Here is a 22,888-nt window from a genome sequence, read left to right on the forward strand (position 1 = left end):
AAAAAAAGAAAAGTGGCCATTAAGCTAGCACGACCAAAGGCAACTTTACACCGTCTCGTACATCTGCCATGCAGGGGCGTCTGTACCGGTACCGTACGTTTGCCTGCACTGCCTATCCAAATGACCACATTTCCCAGCGAGCCTGTCACGCGTTCACGCGTCTACCAGTGCCATCGCTTCCTCTACGTCCACCGCCACCAACCGTGAACAACCGGGTTCGTGCATGGTGACGCCCATCAGTTGATCGGCCATTTCCATGGCGATCTTGTTGTGGGTGATGTAGATGAATTGAACGGTCTGGGACATTTCCTTCACCAGCCGGGCATAGCGTCCTACGTTCGCATCGTCCAACGGCGCATCGACTTCATCGAGCATGCAAAAAGGTGCGGGATTGAGCTTGAAGATCGCGAAAACCAGAGCCAGCGCTGTCAGGGCTTTTTCACCGCCGGACAGCAAATGGATCGTGCTGTTCTTCTTGCCGGGAGGGCGCGCCATGATTGTCACCCCTGTATCGAGTAAATCTTCGCCCGTCAGTTCCAAATAAGCGCTGCCGCCACCGAAAACTTTTGGAAAAAGTGCCTGAATTCCGCTGTTTATCTGATCAAAGGTCTCTTTGAAACGGTTGCGCGTTTCCTTGTCGATCTTGCGGATCACGTTTTCCAGGGTGTCCAGCGCTTCCACCAGGTCCGCGTTCTGCGCATCCAGGTAGCGCTTGCGCTCGGACTGCTGCTGATATTCATCGATGGCCGCGAGGTTGATCGCCCCCAGCCGCTGGATCCGCGCGGCGATGCGTTCCAGCTCGTCTTCCGCCGCTTTCTCGCTGGCTTCGTCGGTGAGCGTGGCCAAAACGCCCTGCAAATCGTAGCCGTCTTCGAGCAGCTGATCTTCCAGAGTCTTGCGGCGCACGGTCAGCGATTGCCATTCCAGGCGCTGTTGCTCCAGCTGGCCACGCAGGAGCTGTGATTGCTGCTCGGCTTGGTTACGGCGCTTTTCGGCGTCGCGCAATTGCAGGTCGGCGTCTTCCAGGGCGTTTTTCGCGGTGCGCATTTCCTCGTCGACGACCATGCGCTTTTCGAGCATTTCTTCGAGCTTCATGCGCAGCTCTTCCAGCGGAGCGGCGCCCTCCTCCAGATTCAAATCCAGCTGCTCGCGCTTCTCGGTCAGGCGCTCGGACTGCATCTCCAGCCGTTCCAGCGCCTGACGCGTCGAATCGTGCTGCGCCTTCAATGAGCCGAGACGCACGGCCAGCTGGTTGGCGTGGTCCTTGTGCTGACGGGCTTCCTGGCGCACGCGATCCAGTCGCTCGCGCAGGCTGTCGCGCCGGGCCAGCAGCAGTTCCCGTTGTTCGGTGTCCAGGGCCATGGCGTCCAGCGCGTCCTGCAACTGCAGGCGGGATTCGCCGACGCTTTCCTGTTCGATGGCGCGCTGCTCGGCCAGCTCGGTGAGTTCTTCGTCCAGGCGCGTGCGACGCAACGTCAGTTGCTCGACCTTGGCGCGGGCGGCGGACAGTCGGGCGTTCAGCTCGCTCTGCTGACGGGCTTCGTCCTGCAGGCGGCGGCGCACTTGTTCACGGTTATCTTCCTGAACGCGCTGCTGCTCGCGCTGGTTCAGCAGTTGGTCTTCCAGCGTCATGAGGGTCGCTTCGCGCTCCTCGCGCTCAAGGGCCAGCCGTTGCAACTCCTGACCACGGGCCAGCACCCCGCTTTCGGCTTCGCTGGCGCGACGGACCCGCAAAAAATCACGACCGACCCAGTAGCCGTCGCGACTGATCAGGCTGTGTCCGACCGCCAGTTGGCTGCGCAGGGCCAGCGCGTCGTCCAGGCTTTCAACCGGCCGAACCTGGCCCAGCCAATGGGTCAGGTCAACGTGGGTGTCGACCTTGTCCAGCAAGCTGCCGGGCACACGCGCAATGTCGGCAGCCGGCGTGACCAGCCGCAAATCGCCCTGCTCGAAACCGGCCAGATCGAGGCCGCTGAAGTCGTCCACCAACACGGCGTGCAGATCAGCGCCCAGCACGGTTTCCACTGCCAGCTCCCAACCGGCTTCAACCTGCAAGCCTTCCGCCAGCCGGGGGCGTTCGCTCAGTTGCTGGTCGCGCAGCCACTCGGCGGTGCCGGTGCCGGGGTCCAGCGCCGCCTGCTGCAACGCTTCCAGCGAGGCCAGTCGCCCGTTCAGGCGCTGCAAGTCGCCCTGAGCCTGTTGCTGGGATTGCCCGGCCTGTTGCAGCTCGACGCGCAATTGCTCCAGGCGCTCGATGGCCTGCTCTTCCTCAGCGGCCAGTTCCTCGATGGCCATCTCGCGCGCGGCGAGGTCTTCGCTGAGCTCAAGGATGGCGGCGTCTTCCGGGTCGGCCGCCAGCAATTGCCGCTCCTCACTCAAACGACGCTGACGCTCGGCCAGACGTTCGACGCTGGTTTCCAGCTGCTGAATCCGCGACTGCTGCACTTCGGCCTGACGCCGGGGCTCGGCGGAGCGCAGGTTGAAACTGTCCCACTGCTCCTGCCAGCCGCGCATCAGGGTTTCGGCGTCTTCCAGAGAGGCGGCGGATTCTTCGGCGGCGGCGAGGGTCATCTCCTGCTCGGGCTCGAGCATTTCCAGCTCTTCACCCAGGGTCGCGAGCAAGGTGCGGTCGTGGCCCAGATGCGATTCGGTCTCCAGACGGGCGCGTTCGGCCTCGCGCAGATCGTCCTGCAACTGGCGCAGGCGCTGCTGGCCGTGCTGGATGCTCTGCTCGACCCGGGCGATGTCGCCGCCCACGGAATAGAAGCGGCCCTGCACCAGGTTGAAGCGCTCGGACAGGTCGTGATGACCGTCCCGCAGCCGCTCGATGGACGCATCGGCACTGCGCTGATCGGCCACCAGCGCTTCAAAGCCGGTTTCCTGCGTGCCGATCACCGCCTCGCGCTGGCTGACCTGCGCGTTCAACGCCTGCCAGCGTAACGCCGACAGCTGCGCCTTGAGCTGACGCTCCTCGGCCTTGTATTCCTGATACTTCTCGGCGGCCTGGGCCTGGCGCTGCAGGCGTTCCAGCTGGCGGCCCAGTTCGTCGCGCAGGTCGGTCAGGCGCGCGAGGTTGTCGTGGGTGCGGCGGATGCGGTTTTCGGTGTCGCGGCGGCGCTCCTTGTACTTGGAGATGCCGGCGGCTTCTTCGATGAAATTGCGCAGGTCCTCAGGCTTGGCTTCGATCAACTTGGAGATCATGCCCTGCTCGATGATCGAGTAGCTGCGCGGCCCCAGGCCGGTGCCGAGGAAGATGTCGGTGATGTCCCGACGACGGCATTTGGTGCCGTTAAGGTAATAGCTGTTCTGGCTGTCGCGGGTGACTTTGCGGCGGATGGAGATCTCGGCGTAACTGGCGTACTCGCCGACCAGGGTGCCGTCCGAATTGTCGAACACCAGCTCGATGCTGGCCTGGCTCACCGGCTTGCGGCTGGTGGAGCCGTTGAAGATGACGTCGGTCATCGACTCGCCGCGCAGGTTCTTGGCCGAGCTTTCGCCCATGACCCAGCGCACGGCATCGATGATGTTGGATTTGCCGCATCCATTGGGGCCGACCACGGCCGCCATGTTGCTGGGGAAGTTGACCGTCGTCGGATCGACGAAGGACTTGAACCCCGCCAGCTTGATGCATTTAAGGCGCATGGGTCAGCCAGCCGCCAGCGCAGCGAGGACCGACTGACAGCTGCGCTGGCCATACTGCGTGAGCACGACGCGAATCTGCACGGCGTCGCGGGCGATCACCGCTTCGAGCAACTGCCCGAACAGCGTCAGGTACTCGCTCATCTGCGCCTTGCGTTGTTCCAGCGCCAGGAAATAGAAGCGGCTCATGGACGGCTGAAGGTTCTCGATGGTTTCTTCCAGGTACGGGTTGTTGGCGAACGGATAGGCCGCGCGCATGACATTGAAGCTGTCTTCAACGAAGGTTTTCACGTCCTGCTGCTCGCAGCTGGCAATCAGGCGCTGCTGGATCTGCAGGAACGGCGCCAGTTCGGTCTCGTCCTTCCAGCGCTGGCCCACAGCAATGGCCAGCAGGATGTACAGCTCGCTCATCAGGGCGCAGAGGCTTTCGACGTTGTGCGGCGTGAGCACCGACACCTGCGCACCCCGGCGCGGCAGGATCACGATCAGGTGGCGGCGCTCGAGGATCAGCAACGCTTCGCGCACCGAGCCGCGGCTGACGTTGAGTGCGGCCGTGACCTTCTGCTCCTGAATCCGCTCGGCGGGCTTGAGCTCCCCGCGAATGATGCGCTCGGCAAGGTGATGAGCGATTTGCTCCGCGAGGCTGTCCGGTGCCTTGAACGTCATGTCTTTCCCTTAAACCCTAACTGCACAGAAGCGGCGAAGTGTATCGCACTGAACCCCCATGGCGCAGGGCCACGTGTGTGGAATCTGGCACGAAACGAGCAAATAGCCTGAGGCCGTGCCGCACACTTTATTTCAGGTCGGCGGCGCCGCTAATCGGCAAATGGAAGAAATCTCGCATTTCCTGACTTTTCGGTCAGAAAATTATTGACCCGATAGTCACAGCTGATAGATTCATCGGCAGGTTCGATGACACCTGTGCACCACCCTTCCAACGACAAGAACATCGAGGCACGCGCCGTGATCCAGTTTTTACTGAACCAAGAGCTGAAAACCGAGCACGCTTTGGACCCCAACCTGACCGTGCTCAATTACCTGCGCGAGCACCTGCACAAGCCGGGCACTAAAGAAGGCTGCGCCAGCGGCGACTGCGGCGCCTGCACGGTGGTGGTGGGCGAACGCACGGTGGATGCCCAGGGCCAGGAGACGCTGAGTTACCGCAGCCTCAATTCGTGCCTGACCTTCGTCGCCTCGTTGCACGGCAAACAGCTGATCAGCGTCGAGGACCTCAAGCACCGGGGCCAGCTGCACAGCGTGCAACAGGCCATGGTCGACTGCCACGGCTCGCAATGCGGGTTCTGCACCCCCGGTTTTGTCATGTCGCTGTTTGCCCTGCAAAAGAACAGCACCGAAACCCACACACCCCGTGAAGCGCAAGCCCAGGCCCACGAAGCCCTGGCCGGCAATCTGTGCCGCTGCACCGGTTACCGTCCGATTCTGGCGGCGGCCGAGCAGTCCTGCCGTCAGCGCCAGCCCGATCAGTTCGATGAACGCCAGGCGCAGACCCTCGCCCAGCTCAAGGCCATCGCCCCCACCGGCACCGCCGAACTCAATAGCGGCGACAAGCGTTGTCTGGTGCCCATGACCGTGGCCGATCTGGCCGATGCGTACGACACGTACCCCGACGCCCGCCTGCTGGCCGGCGGCACCGACCTGGCGCTGGAAGTCACCCAGTTCCACCGCCCGTTGCCAGTGATGATTTACGTCGGCAACGTCGCCGACATGAAGAACATCGAGCATTTCGACGACCGCATCGAGATTGGCGCGGCCACTGCGCTGACCGATTGCTACGGCGCCCTGAGCGAGCAATACCCGGATTTCGGCGAGCTGTTGCACCGTTTTGCGTCACTGCAGATCCGCAATCAGGGCACGCTGGGGGGCAACATCGGCAACGCCTCGCCCATTGGCGACTCGCCGCCGCTGTTGATCGCCCTGGGCGCACAACTTGTCCTGCGCAAAGGCCGTCAGACCCGCACCCTGGCGCTGGAGGATTACTTCATCGACTACCGGGTGACGGCCCGCCAGGACAGCGAGTTCATCGAGAAGATCATCGTGCCCAAGGCCAACGCCAGACAGATGTTCCGCGCTTATAAGGTGTCGAAACGGCTGGACGATGACATCTCGGCCGTCTGCGCGGCCTTTCGCCTGCACGTGGAAAACGGCGCCATCGTCGATGCCCGTGCCGCGTTCGGCGGCATGGCGGCCATTCCAAAACGGGCGACTGCCTGCGAGCAGGCGCTGATCGGCGCGCCGTGGACATCCGCGACCGTCGAGCGCGCCTGCGCCGCCTTGGCCGAGGATTTCACGCCGCTGTCGGATTTCCGCGCCAGCAAGGAGTATCGACTGCTCAGCGCGCAGAACCTGCTGCGTAAATACTTCATCGAGCTGCAAACGCCCCACATCGAAACGCGGGTGACTGACTATGTCTAACCATCACCAACCCAAATCCCAGGCTGAAATGGTTGCGCTGTTTCAGCAGGACCTGACCACCGGCGTCGGCCGCAGCGTCAAGCACGACAGCGCCGACAAGCACGTCTCGGGCGAAGCGGTGTACATCGACGACCGCCTGGAATTTCCCAATCAGTTGCACGTCTATGCGCGCCTGTCCGACCGCGCCCACGCGCGCATCATCCGCGTCGACACGGCGCCGTGCTACACCTTCGAGGGGGTACGGATCGCCATCACCCACGAAGACATCCCCGGCCTCAAAGACATCGGCCCGCTGCTGCCGGGCGATCCGCTGCTGGCCATCGACACCGTCGAGTTCGTCGGCCAGCCGGTGATCGCCGTGGCGGCGCGGGACCTGGAAACCGCGCGCCAGGCGGCGATGGCCGCCATCATAGAATACGAAGACCTGGAGCCGGTGCTGGACGTGGTGCAAGCGCTGCGCAACCGGCATTTCGTGCTCGACAGCCACACTCATCAGCGGGGCGATTCGGTGGCCGCGTTGAACAGCGCGCCCCAGCGGATTCAGGGCACGCTGCACATCGGCGGCCAGGAACATTTTTATCTGGAGACGCAGATTTCGTCGGTGATGCCCACCGAAGACGGCGGCATGATCGTCTACTGCTCCACGCAAAACCCCACCGAAGTGCAGAAGCTGGTGGCCGAAGTGCTGGACGTGTCGATGAACAAAATCGTGGTCGACATGCGCCGCATGGGCGGTGGTTTCGGCGGCAAGGAAACCCAGGCCGCGAGCCCCGCGTGCCTGTGCGCCGTGGTGGCGCGCCTCACCGGGCAACCGACCAAGATGCGCCTGCCCCGGGTCGAAGACATGCTCATGACCGGCAAGCGCCACCCCTTCTATGTCGAGTACGACGTCGGGTTCGATGACAGCGGTCGTCTGCACGGCATCAACCTGGAACTGGCCGGGAATTGCGGTTACTCGCCGGACCTGTCGGCGTCCATCGTCGACCGCGCGATGTTCCACGCTGATAACTCGTATTACCTGGGTGACGCGACGATCAACGGCCACCGCTGCAAGACCAACACTGCCTCGAATACGGCCTATCGCGGCTTCGGCGGGCCGCAGGGCATGGTCGCCATCGAGGAAGTGATGGACGCCATCGCCCGCCATCTGGGCAAGGACCCGCTGGAGGTGCGCAAGGTCAATTACTACGGCAAGACCGAGCGCAACGTCACCCACTACTACCAGACCGTCGAGCACAACATGCTCGAAGAGATGACCGCCGAGCTGGAGGACAGCTGCCAGTACGCCGAGCGCCGAAAAGCGATCACGGCCTACAACGCCCAGAGCCCGATCCTCAAGAAAGGACTGGCGTTGACCCCGGTCAAATTCGGCATTTCCTTCACCGCCAGCTTTCTGAATCAGGCCGGTGCGCTGATCCACATCTACACCGACGGCAGCATTCACTTGAACCACGGCGGCACCGAAATGGGCCAGGGCCTGAACGTCAAGGTCGCTCAGGTGGTGGCCGAGGTGTTTCAGGTGGACATTGACCGGGTGCAGATCACCGCGACCAACACCGACAAGGTGCCGAACACCTCGCCGACCGCGGCCTCCAGCGGCGCGGACCTGAACGGCAAGGCGGCGCAGAACGCGGCCGAGATCATCAAGGCGCGGCTGGTGGAGTTCGCCGCCCGGCACTACGCCGTCGAGGCGTCACAGGTCGAGTTTCGCAACGGCCATGTGCGGGTCGGCGAACAGGTGATTGCGTTCGATACCCTGGCGCAGCAGGCGTGGATGGGCCAGGTGTCGCTGTCGAGCACCGGCTACTACAAAACGCCGAAGATTTTCTACGACCGCAGTCAGGCCCGGGGTCGGCCGTTCTATTACTTCGCCTTCGGCGCGGCCTGCACCGAAGTGATCATCGACACCCTGACCGGCGAGTACAAAATGCTGCGCACGGACATCCTCCATGACGTGGGCGCGTCGCTGAACCCGGCCATCGATATCGGCCAGGTCGAGGGCGGCTATATTCAAGGCATGGGCTGGCTGACCACCGAAGAACTGGTGTGGAACGCCAAGGGCAAACTGGTCACCAACGGGCCGGCGGGCTACAAGATCCCGGCCGTGGCGGACATGCCGCTGGATTTGCGGGTCAAGCTGGTGGAAAACCGCAAGAACCCGGAAGACACGGTGTTCCATTCCAAGGCCGTGGGCGAGCCGCCATTCATGCTGGGGATCGCCGCGTGGTGTGCGATCAAGGACGCCGTGGCGAGCCTGGCTGACTACAAGCACCAGCCGAAGATCGACGCGCCCGCCACCCCGGAGCGGGTGTTGTGGGGGTGTGAGCAGATGCGCAGGGTGAATCAGGCCCAAGACCCTGTTGGAGCGAGGCTTGCCCGCGAAGGCATTATTCTTGCCGCCAAAGATGCTTCAGACGTACCGGCCTCTTCGCGGGCAAGCCTCGCTCCAACAATTGACCGCTGACGGCAAGGATACACACATGAACAACTGGATCAGTGCCCTCGCCGATCTGCAGACCCGGGGCGAAGCCTGCGTGCTGGTGACCATCATCGAGGAGCGTGGCTCGACGCCGCGCAATGCCGGTTCGAAGATGGTGGTCAGCGCCGAGCGGATGTTCGACACCATCGGTGGCGGTCATCTGGAATACAAGGCCATGGCCATCGCCCGCGAGATGCTCGCCAGTGGCAGCCAGCAGACCCGGCTGGAGCGCTTCAGCCTCGGTGCCAGCCTGGGCCAGTGCTGCGGCGGCGTGAATGTAGTGCTGTTCGAGCCCATGGGTCAGCCCCAGGCACAGATCGCGGTGTTCGGCGCCGGCCACGTCGGCCGGGCGTTGGTGCCGCTGCTGGCCAGCCTGCCCTGCCGGGTGCGCTGGATCGATTCCCGTGAGCAGGAATTCCCGGCGCAGATCCCCGAAGGTGTGACGACGATCCTCAACGATGAGGTCATTGAGGAAGTCGAGCGGCTGCCCACGGGCAGTTATTGCATCGTCATGACCCACAAGCATCAGCTGGACCTGGAACTGACCGCGGCCATCCTCACCCGCGGCGACTTCACCTATTTCGGCCTGATCGGCTCCAAAACCAAACGTGTAAAATTCGAGCACCGCCTGCGTGATCGCGGTTTCGACCCTGCGCTGGTCCAACGCATGCGCTGCCCCATGGGCCTGACCGAGGTGAAAGGCAAGTTGCCCATTGAGATCGCCGTGTCCATCGCCGCCGAAGTCATCGCCACTTACAACGCACGCTTCGGCGAGCACAGTGCAGGCGCCCAACCGATTGCCAGGCTGCTGCCGGATCGCCCCCCTGTAGGAGCGAATTTATTCGCGAGGCGATAGTTCAGGCTGATGAAGATGTAGCGCCTGCGCTGGCCCTTCGCGAATAAATTCGCTCCTACGGGCCTTTACCGCCTGAACCCTTTTTAACGAGAACCCCATGACCCCTGACTCTGCCAGCAAGAAAGCCTACCGCGCCGCCATCGTCCACAGCCTCGGCGACCCGGCCGAGATGGCGATCGAGGATTCATACGCGTATTTCGAAGACGGGCTGATGGTCGTCGAGAACGGCAGGATCACCGCTGTCGGTCACGCCGCTGACTTGCTGGGCACGCTGGCTGACGACGTACAGGTGCTCACCTATCAGGACGCCCTGATCAGCGCCGGTTTCATCGACACCCACATCCATTTGCCGCAGACCGGCATGGTCGGGTCCTACGGCGAACAGTTGCTGGACTGGCTCAACACCTACGTATTCCCCTGCGAGAAGCAGTTCGAAGACCCTGCGCATTCGGCTGAGGTGGCTGACCTGTTTCTGGAAGAACTGCTGCGCAACGGCACCACCACGGCGCTGGTGTTCGGCAGCCGGCACAAGGAATCGGTAGAGGCGTTTTTCAGCGCCGCCGAAAAGCTCAACCTGCGGATGATCGCCGGCAAAGTCATGATGGACCGCAACGCGCCGGATTATCTGGTGGACTCCGCCGAATCCAGCTACGCCGACAGCAAGGCGCTGATCGAGCGCTGGCATGACAAAGGCCGCCTGCATTACGCCGTGACCCCACGCTTTGCCCCCACCAGCACGCCGGAACAACTGGCCCTGGCCGGTCAACTGCTGACCGAATACCCGGACCTGTACATGCAGACCCACATCAGCGAAAACCTCAAGGAGGTCGAGTGGGTCAAGGCGCTGTTCCCGGAACGGAAGAACTACCTGGACGTGTACGACCATTTCAAGCTGCTGGGGGAACGCTCGGTGTTCGCACACGGCGTGCATCTGTGCGACGAGGAATGTGCGCGCCTGGCCGAAACCGGGTCAGCGGTTGCCTTTTGCCCGACGTCCAATCTGTTCCTCGGCAGTGGGCTGTTTAACCTGCCGATGGCAGAGCGGCACAAGGTCAACGTAGGACTGGGCACTGACATCGGCGCCGGCACCAGCTTTTCGATTCTGCAGACGCTGAACGAAGCCTACAAAGTGATGCAGCTGCAAGGCGCGAAGCTGAGCCCGTTCAAGTCGCTGTACCTGGCAACACTGGGCGGCGCGCGGGCGCTGCGACTGGATGACAGGATCGGCAGTTTGCAGGCGGGCAACGAGGCGGATTTCGTGGTGCTGGATTACAACGCCACCCCGCTGCTGGCGTACCGCATGAAGCAGGCGAGCAGCATCGAAGAGCGGTTGTTTGTGCTGATGACGCTGGGGGATGACCGGACGGTGAGCGAAACCTATTCGGCGGGGGTGTTGGTGCACAGGCGTTAAAGTGCGATCAAAAAAACCTCTGTAGGAGCCAACTTGTTGGCGAAGCAGTGTCAGCTAAAAAGCTTCGCGAACAGGGTCGCTCCTACAGTTTTGTAGTGCATTCGCATGCGTCAAACCACCGAATTACGCCCCGGCTTTTTCTTCGGCAGCATCAGGTGCGAGAACACCGCGTGCAGGTCGTCGGAGGCGCTGTCTTCGTCGAGGTTGAGTTTGCTGTCGATGTGATCCATGTGGTGCATCATCAGGTTCACCGCCAGCGGCGCATCCCGCGCTTCGATGGCGTCGATCAGTTGGGTGTGTTCATCGTAGGAACAGTGCGAGCGGTTGCCGCTTTCGTACTGCGCGATGATCAATGAGGTCTGTGACACCAGGCTGCGCTGAAAGCTGATCAGCGGGGCGTTTTTCGCCGCTTCCGCCAGTTTCAGGTGGAATTCCCCGGACAGACGAATGCCCGCCCCGCGATCCCCCCTGGCAAAACTGTCTCGCTCATCACTCACCATCTTGCGCAGCTCAGCCAGTTGCTCGGCACTGGCGTGCTCGACGGCAAGCTCGGTAATGGCCTTTTCCACCAGCCGTCTGGCGAAGAACACCTGACGCGCCTCTTCGACACTGGGGCTGGCCACCACGGCGCCGCGATTGGGCCGCAACAGCACGACCCCTTCATGGGCCAATCGTGACAGGGCGCGACGAATGATGGTGCGGCTGACCCCGAAGATGTCGCCCAGTGCTTCTTCGCTCAGCTTGGTGCCCGGCGCCAGTCGCTGCTCGAGAATGGCCTCGAAGATATGGGCGTAGACGATATCGTCCTGGGTGCCGCTGCGACCCGCCTTGACGGTGCGTGGCTGTTTCTTGAGGGGCTGCAACTGTTCGTTCATGGGCACTCGTGAGAATTGAATCCGGCGCACGGCCGTAACGGTGATTGCTGTGCCGCGAATCAATAGCAGATATCGCCGCAAACTCACAGTAAAAGTACCGGCGCATTGTACACAGTGCACAGGTTCCAGACACCGTCCCGGTGCCCCACTCGTTATGCACACAATCCGCGATTTATCCAAAACAATGGATAAAACATTATTTGCATTATTTGTATACAAAAGCATAATCCCACTCGTGCGCGTTCCTGACCTATCAGTCAACAAATCTGACTGAGCGGTCCTCCGGCCTCACAGCGCTGCTGCCGGCACCCGGGAAAAACAACAAAAACGTACCGAGGAATTTCACTGTGCAAAGCCGCAAATCCGAAGCGTCTCCGCTGGACCTCACCCCGCCCCGCAGCGGCCTGCTTGAGCGCCTGTTCAAGCTCAGCCTGCATGGCACCACCGTCCGGACCGAGTTGCTGGCGGGCCTGACCACCTTCATCACCATGGCCTACATCATCTTCGTCAACCCCAACATCATGGCCGACGCCGGCATCGATCACGGCGCCGCGTTCGTCGCCACCTGCATCGCGGCAGCGCTGGGTTGCCTGTTGATGGGCCTGTACGCCAACTGGCCGGTCGGCCTGGCGCCGGGGATGGGGCTCAATGCGTTCTTTACCTACACCGTGGTCGGCACCATGGGCTACAGCTGGGAAACGGCGCTGGGCGCAGTGTTCGTCTCCGGCGTGATCTTCATGGTCCTGACCCTGTCGCGCATCCGTGAATGGCTGCTCAACAGCATCCCGGTCAGTTTGCGTTATGCCATGGGTGCGGGGGTCGGGCTGTTCCTCGGGTTGATCGGCCTGAAGACCGCAGGCATCGTGGTCGACAGCCCGGCCACCCTGATCCGCCTCGGCTCGTTGCGCGAACCTGCGCCGCTGCTGGCCGCCGTCTGCTTTCTGATGATCGCGGTGCTCAGCTACCACCGGGTGTTCGGCGCGATCCTGATCAGCATCATCACCGTGACCCTGGCCGGCTGGGGCCTGGGCCTGGTGCAGTACAACGGCCTCTATTCAATGCCGCCGAGCCTGGCGCCGACCTGGATGGCGATGGACCTCGCCGGGGTGTTCAACGTCAGCATGATCAGCGTGGTGCTGGCGTTTCTGTTCGTGCACATGTTCGACACCGCCGGCACCCTCATGGGGGTGGCACAGCGCGCGGGGCTGGTACGGGAAGACGGGCGCATTGAAAACCTGTCGCGGGCCTTGAAGGCCGACAGCGCTTCCAGCGTGTTCGGGGCGATGGTGGGTGTGCCGCCGGTCACCAGTTACGTCGAAAGCGCTTCCGGGGTGGCGGCGGGCGGGCGCACCGGGCTGACGGCGGTGACGGTGGGGCTGTTGTTTGTGGCGGCGATGTTCTTTGCGCCGCTGGCCGGCATGATCCCGGCGTACGCGACGGCGGGCGCGCTTATTTACGTGGCCATGCTGATGATGAGCGGCATGGCGCACATCAATTGGGACGAGGCGACCGACAGCATTCCGGCGATTGTCACGGCGATCATGATGCCGCTGACCTTCTCAGTGGCCGACGGCATCGCACTGGGCTTCATCACCTACGTGGTGCTCAAGGCCGGAACCGGCAAGTGCAAAGAGATATCGATCAGCCTGTGGGCGCTGTGCGCGATCTTCATCGCCAAGTTTGTCTTCCTGTAGCCCGATACGCGTCACCGAACCCTGTAGGAGCGCGCTTGCCCGCGATTGAGGTGTGTCAGTGAATAGACCCATCACTGACACAATGCCATCGCGGGCAAGCGCGCTCCTACACGGACAGATCAGAAATCGCTGGCGATTCGTTCTACAAACACCTGGATGCCGCTCTCGGCACTGTTGCTGACCCTGATCCCGCCAATCAACTTCACCAGGCGCCCGTCCTGGCGGGCCTCGACCACGGCATCCAGTGCACGGTCACCGGCATGCGCCCCCAGCCACTCGTCGATCCAGCGGTTGGACAGCGGGAACGCACTGTCCACGCTGGGCAGGTTAAACCGGGGCACCGAGGTCGACACCCGCATCATTTTCAGCAGGTACAGCGGCTCCTGCCCGGGGCGGCGGAACAACAGAATGGAGCGGGTGTGCAACACGGCCTCATCCGCCGACACCACGTTGTAGCCAGCGTGCGTCAACAGCGCCGACAGGTAGTCACGCAGGCTTTTCTTGCCCTCTACGCCCACATGGCCATGGGCGGCGGCCGTGGTCAGCAGGTTGAGCAACGACGGTTCCTGCGCCGAGAAATCCAGGCGCGTGAACGTCTGCAACGACGGGCCGTAACTAACGTTAAGCCGCGCGGTCAGCGTGCCGACGCCGGTCAGGTGCGTGCCTTCGAGCATCAGCAGCGGGTCGTTCAGGCCCGGCAGCGGCGCCGGCTGGCCGCGTTGCCAGGCATTGAGCGTGGCCCGCAGGTTGATCAGCCGGGTCGAGGTCATGCCACTGTGGGCCGGATCGGCGCGATCAAAGATTTTCTCCGCCAGAATCCGGTAGCTGGCCGGCGTCATGCCCGGTCGTGCCTGCTCAACCAGCTGCTGAATCTTGCGTTTGAACAGCGGGCCGTGCACGGTCCATTGCCCCTCGCTGAAGGACGCCATGACCGGCTGCTCGAAGTGATTAAGCCGGATGGTTTCGTTGAGCCCGGAAAAACTGTCCTCCAACCGGTTCGGGTTGTTCAGGAACACGATCGTCGGGTGTACGGTGCCGCCGCTCGGCAGAATGTCGTAGCGCGCCCCGTCCATTCGAATGAAGTCCCTGCCCTGCTCGCCTTCGACCCGAAAGACCGGCGGATGCAGGGTTACCTGCTTGATCTGGACGGTCTCGTCCAGCGGCTGCGCCCAGCGTTTCCAGCTGTCAGGGCCACGGGACGGACCTGCCGACGTGGACGCTCCCGCGTCAGGGGTGCGCTTGGCCTGGGGGTCGGCGGTCGGCGCTTGCTTGCGTTTGACGCCGCTGGGGCCAGGCTGCACGGTGGTGTCCGGCACTGGACGGCGGTAGGTCTGGACCCAGTCGGGGAACGCCCGGTGCTTCTGGTAGTGAACCGCCGCGTCCAGCTCCAGGCGACGCTGGCTCTCGGAAGGAAAGTCGAACTGATCGAGCAGCGCCCGAGCCTGTCGATTATTGAACGCCGGGTCCGCGTGGGCCTTGGCGATCAGGGTTTCGGCGATGGTCGACTTCACCCCGCCCTTGAGACCGACGTCGGTGTGGTACACCCAGTTGCCGTTTTCCAGGCGCAGCGGCGGCTCGTACCCATGGCCGGGGGTTTTCTTCAGCCGCAACGTCTGCTCGCCGCTGCGTCGATAGGCGCCGTACACCACGCCCTTGCGAGCGATCCACAGCTGGCCGTCCTTGAGGTAGGTGCCGACGTCGCGACCGGTTTGCGCCACCGCGTCCACCAACGACACCTGTACTTCGTAGCCTTCGAACGGCGTGAGCACATGGGACCGGCCCCCCGATGCAGCGACTCTGACAGCGGCGCTGCGCCGACCCGTTCGCGCCAGCACGCGGAGGCCCGCCGCCCCCGGCACAATCGACAGCGCCAGATCCAGCACACTCAACACCACGCCGCCCGAGGCCAGCAGCCCGTCGTCCAGTCGGCCGCTGCCGAACGCGTCCGACGCCTGACGCGCACTGCTCAAGCCCTCCTGCAGACTGATCAGGGTGCCGATGCCGGGTAACAGACTCAGCAGCGCCCGAAAGTACATCAGGTAGCTGTCGTTCTGCGCCCTGGAGCGCTCGCGGGCGAGATCAAACCGGCTGCGGGCGCCGGCTTGGGTCATCCGCTGCAACTGCCAGGCGCGGGTGTGCAACTGCTGCGCCGCCACTTGCAGGTCCAGCGCCGGGGCGAAGTCGATGAAGCCCTCGAACCGGCGCGCCAAGGCCTGATGGATGTAGCTGGCGTGACGGGCCTGATGGGCCGAGTCCAGGGTGCGCTCGGCCAGGTAATCGACCAGGGCCGGGTCGCGGATCAGCTTTTGAATCAGCCGGGATTTGGCCTCTGCCGGGTTGTCTCCTTCGATCAAGGTGAGGTCGCCAGGCGCTTCTGGCAGATAAATCAGCGTCCGGTCGGTCTGGCGATCACGGATCGCGCACAGCCCGCTCAGTGTGTGCCCGTCGCGTTCGCCGGTCACCGCCACTCCCGGTTTGAACAGCACCCAGTTCATCTCGATCCCGGCGGCGTCGGTTTCCACGCGGGAGCGAGCCTGGACCGCCATCTGGAACAGCTGATAACCGGCCTCGCTCAGGCGGTGCCGGGCAAACCCGCAAAAGCCTTCCAGCGACAGCTTTTGCTCGTAGGGTTCGAGCAGCAGATCGGCATCACGCTGCGCCTGTTCCGCCGGTTGCCCGGAGACTGGCCCCGGCACGTGAAACACGCTCGTGAGCAAGGTGCGGTAAGCCTGGGTGACGTCCAGTTGCGCAATGAGGCGATGCAGGTAGCGGGCGGTCAGGCCGGCCTCAACGTAATGGGGCGCGTCGAGTTCGGACCTGGCCAGCACCAGGCGCTCGGCCATCTGTTCGTCATCGGCGGCAACATTCAGGCGCGCCAGCTCGCCAAGGCCGATCAACTCGCGCTCGGTGCTGGCCACCCAGGGCGCGGCGTAGCTTGTGACCCGGCCGAATTGCGGGTCGATGTCGTAGTCGCGGTGAACGCTTTTGGGCAGGTCCAGGACGATGGTTTCCGGGGCGATGTCCAGGCCCAGATCCGCCTTGATGCGCGCGGCGAGGAGCTCGTCGGTGAAGGTCTCGAACGAGGGCAGCACCGCATCCAGGTGCGCCTCCAGCCGTGCAGCCGACGCGTGGTAGGCGATCAGGCGCTCGCGATAGTTTTCACGCACTGTATCGCTGGCGTTGAGCAGCCAGTCGGGCAGCGGCGAGGTGATTTCCAGCAGCGTTTGATCGACGGGGATGTCGGTCGACAGCAGGTCGACCGGGTTTAATTCAGGGGTCATGGGGTGTGTTCTCCAACGCAATAAGAGTGTTGGAGTGTTCACAGTTCACGCGGCGCGCCGGCATACATATGTAGTGCCGACGCATTAATGAACGGCGGACGAACCGCCCGAATCAGTAACCGGCGGCGGCACCGTTACCCCGTGGGTCGAAAGCGCCTTCGAAGCTGCCGTTGACCAGCCGCACGGCTGCGCCCGCATGGCCCATGGTTTCGGTGAAGGCCTCCAGCAGCTCGACTTCGTGGCCACGGCGCTTGAGTTCGGCGATGACCGACGGATCAAACCGCGATTCCAGCTTGAGGGTGTCCGAGGTATCGCCCCAGGTGCGCCCGAGCAACCAGCGCGGCGCGGTCACCGCCTGCTGCAACGGCTGATCAAAGACAGCGTAACGGCTGAAGACGGCCGCCTGGGTCTGGGGCTGGCCGTCGCCGCCCATGGTGCCGTAGACCATGGCGCGCCCGTCTTTCAAGCGGGCGGCGGCAGGGTTGAGGGTGTGGAAGGGCTTTTTCCCCGGTTTCAATGTCAGCAGGTGGTCGGGGTCGAGGCTGAACGACGCCCCCCGGTTCTGCCAGTTCAGGCCGGATGCCGGCAGCACCACGCCGCTGCCGAACTCGTGGTAGATGCTTTGAATGAACGACACGGCGAGCCCGTCGTTGTCGATCACGCCCATCCAGATGGTGTCGCCGGGCCCCTTGCCCTCCCCCCACGGCGCGGCGCGCTGAGGATCGATGCACGCCGCCATCGCCTGCAGGTTGTCGGCGGTCAGGCAGCTTTGCGGATCAATGCTCATGTGTTCCGGGTCGGTGATGTGGTCATCACGCAGCGCGAACGCCAGCTTGGTCGCTTCCACCAGGGTGTGGATGTGGTCCGCTTCGTCCGCGTTGTGTCGCGCCAGCCCGGCGTGATCGGAAATCCCGAGAATCAGCTGTGAGACCAGACCCTGGCTGGGCGGCGTCAGGTTGTAGACCGTCCCGGCGCTGTGGCTCAGTTCCAGCGGGCGTACGCGTTTGGCGCGATAACCGGCCAGGTCGTCAGCGGTGACAGGCGAGCCCAGAGCCTTCAGGTCGCGGGCAATGGAATCGGCCAGCGCCCCGCGATAAAAACTGTCCAGGCCCTTGTCGGCCAGGGTTTGCAGAGTGACCGCCAGGCGCGGCTGGCGGAACAGACTGCCAGCAAGCGGCACCGCACCGTCCGGCAAAAAGGTTTCAGCGAAACCCGGGATGTTCTGCAGTTCCGCTCGCTTACTGGACGTGGCGTTGAACTGGGAGACGGTGGTGGGGATGCCCGCCTGGGCATAGTGGATGGCGTCTGCCAGCAAGCGCGGCAACGGCGTGTTGCCGCCCAGCTCGGCGGCGACCGCCAGGGCTTCCTGCCAGCCGCCGACGGTGCCGGCCACGGTCAGTGCCGCGTCCACGCCCCGGATGGGAATCTTGCTCATGCCGGCGTAACGATTCAGGGTCGCCAGGCTGCCGGCTGGGCCGCTGGCGTCGATGGCTACCGGATCGCCACTGGCCGGCATGACCAGCCAGAAGCCGTCGCCGCCCAGGCTGTTCATGTGCGGGTAGACCACCGCAATGGTGGCCGCCGCCGCGACCATGGCCTCGATCGCGTTGCCGCCTTCGCGCAACACCGCCAGCGCCGATTGTGCCGCAAGGCTGTGAGGCGCAACGGCGATGCCGCGCGCGGCCAGTGTGGTGTTGAGCATGATTCAGTCCTTGTTATTGAGAGAAGCAGCGAGATGCAGATAAACATCACCCTTTGTGGGAGGGCGCTTGCTGGCGATGAGGCCCGTACATCCGCCGCATCTCCGGATTACGTGCATTGAATCGCGAGCAAGCTCCCTCCTACAGAAGAAGCCGCCCGATTGACATTACACAGCGTGCCTGGCCAGCCAGTTCATGCGCATGCGCTTGAGGACGAAGAAGGCCAAAAACGCGGTGATGATGTCAAAACTGATGGCCACCGCGAACACCGGGTACCAGCTGTCGGTGTACTGGTGCAGCAGCGCCGCGACCGGGCCGCCGAACACTGCGCCGATCCCCTGGGCCATGTACAGGAAACCGTAGTTGGTGGTGGCGTGGCGGGTGCCGAAAGTGTCGGTCAGCGTCGAGGGGAACAGCGAGAAGATTTCACCCCAGCCCAGGAACACCACGCCCGACAGCAGCACGAACAATACCGGGTTATCGCTGGTCAGCAACCACAGGGTCATGGCCACGCCCTCGAACAGAAAGGCGACCGCCATGGTGTTTTCCCGGCCGATGTGGTCGGAGATCCAGCCGAACAACGGCCGGGTCAGGCCGTTGCAGATACGGTCGATGGTCAGGGCCAGTGGCAGCGCTGCCATGCCCATCACCAACACCGTGGTCATGCCGAAATCCTTGGCGAAACTGGCCATCTGCGACGTGACCATCAGGCCCGAGGTGGACATCAGGCTGAACATCAAAAACATCAGCCAGAACACCGGCGTCTTGAGCATTTCCTTGGGCGTGATATCGGAAACGGTCTGCGGGATTTCCGCCACGGTGTGATCACGCACCAGCGCCGGTGGCTGGCGCAGAAACTGCGACGCCAGCAGCCCGACCACGCCCAGGATCAGGCCGAACACCAGCATGGTGTGTTCCATGCCGGCGCTTTGCAGGCTGTTGCTGATGGGAAAGGTGGTGATCATCGCGCCCATGCCGTAACCGGCAGCCACGGCGCCCGCCGCAAAGCCGCGACGGTCAGGGAACCAGCGCACCATCAGGCCGACGATGCCGACGTAGACAATCCCCGTGCCGAGACCGCCGACCACGCCGTACGTCAGGTAGAGCATGCTCAGCGAAGAAGCCTGGCTGGCCAGCACCCAACTCAGGCCGGACAACGCACAGCCCAGGCCCACCAGCGTGCGGATACCGAAGCGGTCCACCAGATAGCCCTGCACGGGGGAGAAGAACGTCTGCAGGATGATCAACAGGGAAAACGTGACCTGGATCTGCGCCAGCGACACACCGAGCTTTGCCGTCAGCGGCCCGGTAAACAGCGTCCACACGTACTGCGGACTGGAAATCGCCATCATGCACACAACGCCGATGACCAGTTGATGCCAGCGCGCGGTCCCGACCTGGGCGCGGCCGCCTTCAATAGCGATTTGATCACTGCTCATAGTCTTGGGCTCGAAAGTGGGTTTATCGTGACCTGACCATCAGCAAGCCGCATGCCAATGCCCGCAACTAACGGCTTACTTTCTCCCGCACATGACTGTCACTCACCCATTAACTTTCCGGGATAAAACCTTCGCCCACGGTCAATACTTCCGAGCGTCTTCCAGAATATTAAGCGAATAATTAACGCAAACTAATAAGTGATGTGCTGCAAACTACGCGCTTGCGGCGGTGCTGTCTGTCGCGCAAAGCCCCATGGGTATCGCGCAACGGACACCGGAGATAAATAGGTGGACGGCCATCGGCCAGCGATGCGCGCCCAAGGTGCAGGCCAGAGCGGTCCGCACCAAATTGACTCGATCATGGGGCGACGGGTAACCCACCTACCCACCCTGATTGAGTCAGGTTTTAAGCCCGTTCGAATAGGATTTCCTGGGCGCCTTCCCATAATGTCTTGACGCCCAGGGCCCGCAGGTTTTCCTGACCCTGGACCACGGTCAAAAAGTGATTACCCGCCAATTGCCCCATCTTGCTGGCAAAACAACACGAGCCATAGGCCACTAATATTTCGGTCTCGCTATAGGGACCGGGATAAAAAAGAATGTCCCCCACTGACGGGTGACTGGTGTGGTTTTCGAAACCGATGGGTTGATCATCCTTGATCAACTGATATTCACCCAGTGGCACCCAACAGCCTTCGCCGCTCCAGCGCACATGGATGAGTTTCTGCCGATACGGCAACAGGTTGAGAAAAGCCGCCACGGTGTGCGGCGCATCGGGATGGGTCTGGGCGAGAAATTCATACCCGCCGGCAGTGATCTTCAACAGGGTCATGGCCGCTTGTCTCCAGGGGCTGGCGAGGGGTCATCGAGAGCGGGCGGTCTAGCTGCCGCGATAGGTCGAGTAGCTGTAAGGCGAAATCAGCAGTGGCACGTGGTAGTGCTCCTGCGCGGCGTCGATGCCAAAGCGCAGCACCACCACGTCGAGAAACGCCGTGTCGGGGAGTTGAACACCCTTGGCGCGGTAATAATCCCCCGCCTGAAACTGCAGTTGGTAGACCCCGGAACGGTAATCATCGCCTTGCAACAACGGTGCGTCGCAGCGACCGTCGGCATTGGTGACGGCCTCGGCGATCTTGTCCAGCCGTTCGCCGTCGACCCGATACAGGGCAATGTGAATGGCACTGCCGGGGCAGCCGTGCGCGGCATCCAGTACGTGTGTGGTGAGTCGTCCCATTTGTGTCAGCGCCTCGCTTGAGTGAGGAAAGTATCTGCACGCACCGTTGCAGTGCTCGGACGGTGCGGGCGATGCACGATTAAGACACTTTCAAAGAAACTTGTACACAATAAATGTGGTTTCCAACCGCTGTCCGCGCGTCGCGCTGCTGAAACCCTTGACTGGCGGCGGCTTGCGGAAAGTATTGAAGTTTTTCCGTGGATCCTGACCGGTCAGGCAGGTTTATTGCAATGACCGTCCAGGCAAGAAAAGCAAAAAACGGGCTTACAAAACGTGAATAAAGTTGTATACAATCTTTTCATCGCGGCGGCTGGCCCTGCATCGGTTCATGCAGAAACAGAGAGCACAGCCGCAGACAATACGCACAGAAGGAATCTTGCAGTGAGCGCCGACTACCCTCGCGACCTGATCGGTTATGGCCCTACCCCGCCCCATCCTCACTGGCCAGGCGATGCCCGTATCGCGCTGTCCTTCGTGCTCAATTACGAGGAAGGCGGCGAGCGCAGTATTCTGCACGGCGATAAAGAGTCCGAGGCGTTCCTCTCCGAGATGGTGTCGGCCCAGCCGCTGCAAGGCGTGCGCAACATGAGCATGGAATCGCTCTACGAATACGGCAGCCGGGCCGGCGTGTGGCGCGTGCTCAAGCTGTTCAAGCAATTCGATGTCCCGCTGACGGTCTTCGCCGTGGCCATGGCCGCGCAGCGTCACCCCGATGTGATCCGCGCCATGGTCCAGGCCGGGCACGAGATCTGCAGCCACGGCTATCGCTGGATCGACTACCAGTACATGGACGAAGCGCAGGAACGCGAGCACCTGCAGGAGGCCATTCGCCTCCTCACCGAGCTGACCGGCGAGCGTCCGCTGGGCTGGTACACCGGCCGCACCGGGCCCAACACCCGGCGCCTGGTGATGGAAGAAGGCGGTTTTCTCTACGACAGCGACACCTACGACGACGACCTGCCCTACTGGGAACCGAACACCCCCACCGGCAAGCCGCACCTGGTGATTCCGTACACGCTGGACACCAACGACATGCGCTTCACCCAGGCCCAGGGTTTCAACAAGGGCGATGACTTTTTCGAGTACCTCAAAGACGCCTTCGACGTGCTCTACGCCGAAGGAGCCGAGGCGCCGAAGATGCTTTCCATCGGCCTGCATTGTCGGCTGATCGGCCGCCCTGCCCGACTGGCCGCGCTGCAACGTTTCCTCGAATACGTCAAAGGCCACGAGCAGGTGTGGATCACCCGCCGCGTGGACATCGCCCGCCACTGGCACGCTGTGCACCCGTTCAAGAGAGACGCCCAATGAGCCGCTTCCAGACCCTCACCCCCTCCCGACTGAGCCGCGAAGCCTTCGTGGCGACCTTCGCCGACATATACGAGCACTCGCCGTGGGTGGCTGAAAAAGCCTGGGACGCCGGCCAGGGTCCGGACCTCGACGACATCGACACGCTGCACGCCCGCATGAGCGACATCCTGATGAGCGCTGATCACGCCGCGCAACTGGCATTGATCAACGCCCACCCGGACCTTGCCGGCAAAGCTGCCGTGCAAGGCCAACTGACCGAAGCCAGTACCAGCGAGCAGGCCGGCGCCGGCATTCATCAGTGCACGCGCGAGGAGTTCCAGCGCTTCACGGCGCTGAACGCGGCCTACAAAGCGAAGTTCGCGTTTCCCTTCATCATGGCGGTGAAAGGCAGCAACCGGCATCAGATCCTCGCCGCGTTCGAGACGCGCATTCACCATTCGGCCGACACCGAATTTGCCTGCGCCCTGGCCGAGATCAACAAGATTGCCCTGTTTCGCCTGCAAGCCCTCTGACCGCCCTCTCCCACGCCACCCATTAAA

The 22,888-nt window shown here is 62.8% G+C and carries 15 protein-coding genes; 7 read left to right on the forward strand and 8 right to left on the reverse strand.

The window, feature by feature from the left end; all coding sequences use genetic code 11:
* Positions 1-153 precede the first annotated feature (153 nt).
* Together smc and ABQX22_RS09680 are read right to left on the reverse strand one after the other, a co-directional pair.
* Positions 154-3,642: a chromosome segregation protein SMC gene (gene smc, locus ABQX22_RS09675; RefSeq protein ID WP_349798867.1), complete on the reverse strand. Its 3,489-nt coding sequence runs from the start codon at positions 3,640-3,642 to the stop codon at positions 154-156.
* 3 nt (positions 3,643-3,645) lie between these two features.
* Positions 3,646-4,305: a GntR family transcriptional regulator gene (locus ABQX22_RS09680; RefSeq protein ID WP_349798869.1), complete on the reverse strand. Its 660-nt coding sequence runs from the start codon at positions 4,303-4,305 to the stop codon at positions 3,646-3,648.
* A gap of 246 nt (positions 4,306-4,551) precedes the next feature.
* On the opposite strand from ABQX22_RS09680, the gene xdhA reads away from it, so the two are divergent.
* The 4 genes from xdhA to guaD all read left to right on the forward strand — a co-directional run bounded on the left by xdhA (position 4,552) and on the right by guaD (position 10,818).
* The gene (xdhA, locus tag ABQX22_RS09685; RefSeq protein WP_349798871.1) at positions 4,552-6,072 is read left to right on the forward strand and encodes a xanthine dehydrogenase small subunit; all 1,521 of its coding nucleotides are present in this window, start codon (positions 4,552-4,554) and stop codon (positions 6,070-6,072) included.
* On the forward strand, positions 6,065-8,536 hold the full coding sequence (gene xdhB / locus ABQX22_RS09690; RefSeq protein ID WP_349798873.1) for a xanthine dehydrogenase molybdopterin binding subunit: 2,472 nt from the start codon (positions 6,065-6,067) through the stop codon (positions 8,534-8,536). Before xdhA ends, xdhB begins: the two co-directional genes overlap by 8 nt.
* A gap of 16 nt (positions 8,537-8,552) precedes the next feature.
* Positions 8,553-9,407, forward strand: a complete 855-nt coding sequence (gene xdhC, locus ABQX22_RS09695) for a xanthine dehydrogenase accessory protein XdhC (protein WP_349798875.1) — start codon at positions 8,553-8,555, stop codon at positions 9,405-9,407.
* Between the two features lie 97 nt (positions 9,408-9,504).
* Positions 9,505-10,818 carry a guanine deaminase gene (gene guaD / locus ABQX22_RS09700; RefSeq protein WP_349798877.1) on the forward strand — a complete coding sequence of 438 codons (1,314 nt, stop codon included), beginning with the start codon at positions 9,505-9,507 and terminating at the stop codon, positions 10,816-10,818.
* Between the two features lie 110 nt (positions 10,819-10,928).
* Here the strand turns inward: guaD and ABQX22_RS09705 are convergent, their stop codons facing one another.
* Positions 10,929-11,693 carry a GntR family transcriptional regulator gene (locus ABQX22_RS09705; RefSeq protein ID WP_349798879.1) on the reverse strand — a complete coding sequence of 255 codons (765 nt, stop codon included), beginning with the start codon at positions 11,691-11,693 and terminating at the stop codon, positions 10,929-10,931.
* Between the two features lie 404 nt (positions 11,694-12,097).
* Between ABQX22_RS09705 and ABQX22_RS09710 the strand changes: the two genes are divergently transcribed.
* Positions 12,098-13,387 (forward strand): NCS2 family permease, encoded by a 1,290-nt coding sequence (locus tag ABQX22_RS09710; RefSeq protein ID WP_441005266.1) that lies wholly within the window; start codon positions 12,098-12,100, stop codon positions 13,385-13,387.
* A gap of 119 nt (positions 13,388-13,506) precedes the next feature.
* On the opposite strand, the gene ABQX22_RS09715 is transcribed toward ABQX22_RS09710, so the two are convergent.
* From ABQX22_RS09715 to uraH, 5 genes are all read right to left on the reverse strand, one after another.
* Positions 13,507-16,668: a dermonecrotic toxin domain-containing protein gene (locus tag ABQX22_RS09715; protein WP_349798883.1), complete on the reverse strand. Its 3,162-nt coding sequence runs from the start codon at positions 16,666-16,668 to the stop codon at positions 13,507-13,509.
* A gap of 112 nt (positions 16,669-16,780) precedes the next feature.
* On the reverse strand, positions 16,781-18,370 hold the full coding sequence (locus tag ABQX22_RS09720) for a gamma-glutamyltransferase family protein (protein WP_349798885.1): 1,590 nt from the start codon (positions 18,368-18,370) through the stop codon (positions 16,781-16,783).
* A 165-nt stretch (positions 18,371-18,535) separates the two neighbouring features.
* Positions 18,536-19,807 carry an oxalate/formate MFS antiporter gene (gene oxlT, locus ABQX22_RS09725; RefSeq protein WP_349798886.1) on the reverse strand — a complete coding sequence of 424 codons (1,272 nt, stop codon included), beginning with the start codon at positions 19,805-19,807 and terminating at the stop codon, positions 18,536-18,538.
* Between the two features lie 406 nt (positions 19,808-20,213).
* Entirely contained in the window at positions 20,214-20,639 is a 426-nt protein-coding gene (locus tag ABQX22_RS09730; protein ID WP_349798888.1) for a DUF3830 family protein, read from the reverse strand.
* Positions 20,640-20,687: 48 nt separating this feature from the next.
* A complete protein-coding gene (uraH, locus tag ABQX22_RS09735; RefSeq protein WP_349798890.1) occupies positions 20,688-21,041 on the reverse strand; it encodes a hydroxyisourate hydrolase in 354 nt (117 codons plus the stop codon).
* A 381-nt stretch (positions 21,042-21,422) separates the two neighbouring features.
* Here uraH and puuE point away from each other — a divergent pair, with 381 nt between their 5' ends.
* Positions 21,423-22,349, forward strand: a complete 927-nt coding sequence (puuE, locus tag ABQX22_RS09740) for an allantoinase PuuE (protein ID WP_349798892.1) — start codon at positions 21,423-21,425, stop codon at positions 22,347-22,349.
* The gene (gene uraD, locus ABQX22_RS09745) at positions 22,346-22,861 is read left to right on the forward strand and encodes a 2-oxo-4-hydroxy-4-carboxy-5-ureidoimidazoline decarboxylase (RefSeq protein WP_349798894.1); all 516 of its coding nucleotides are present in this window, start codon (positions 22,346-22,348) and stop codon (positions 22,859-22,861) included. Before puuE ends, uraD begins: the two co-directional genes overlap by 4 nt.
* Positions 22,862-22,888: the final 27 nt, after the last annotated feature.

The sequence above is a fragment of the Xanthomonas sp. WHRI 1810A genome (assembly GCF_040202885.1).
Classification (GTDB): Bacteria; Pseudomonadota; Gammaproteobacteria; order Pseudomonadales; family Pseudomonadaceae; genus Aquipseudomonas.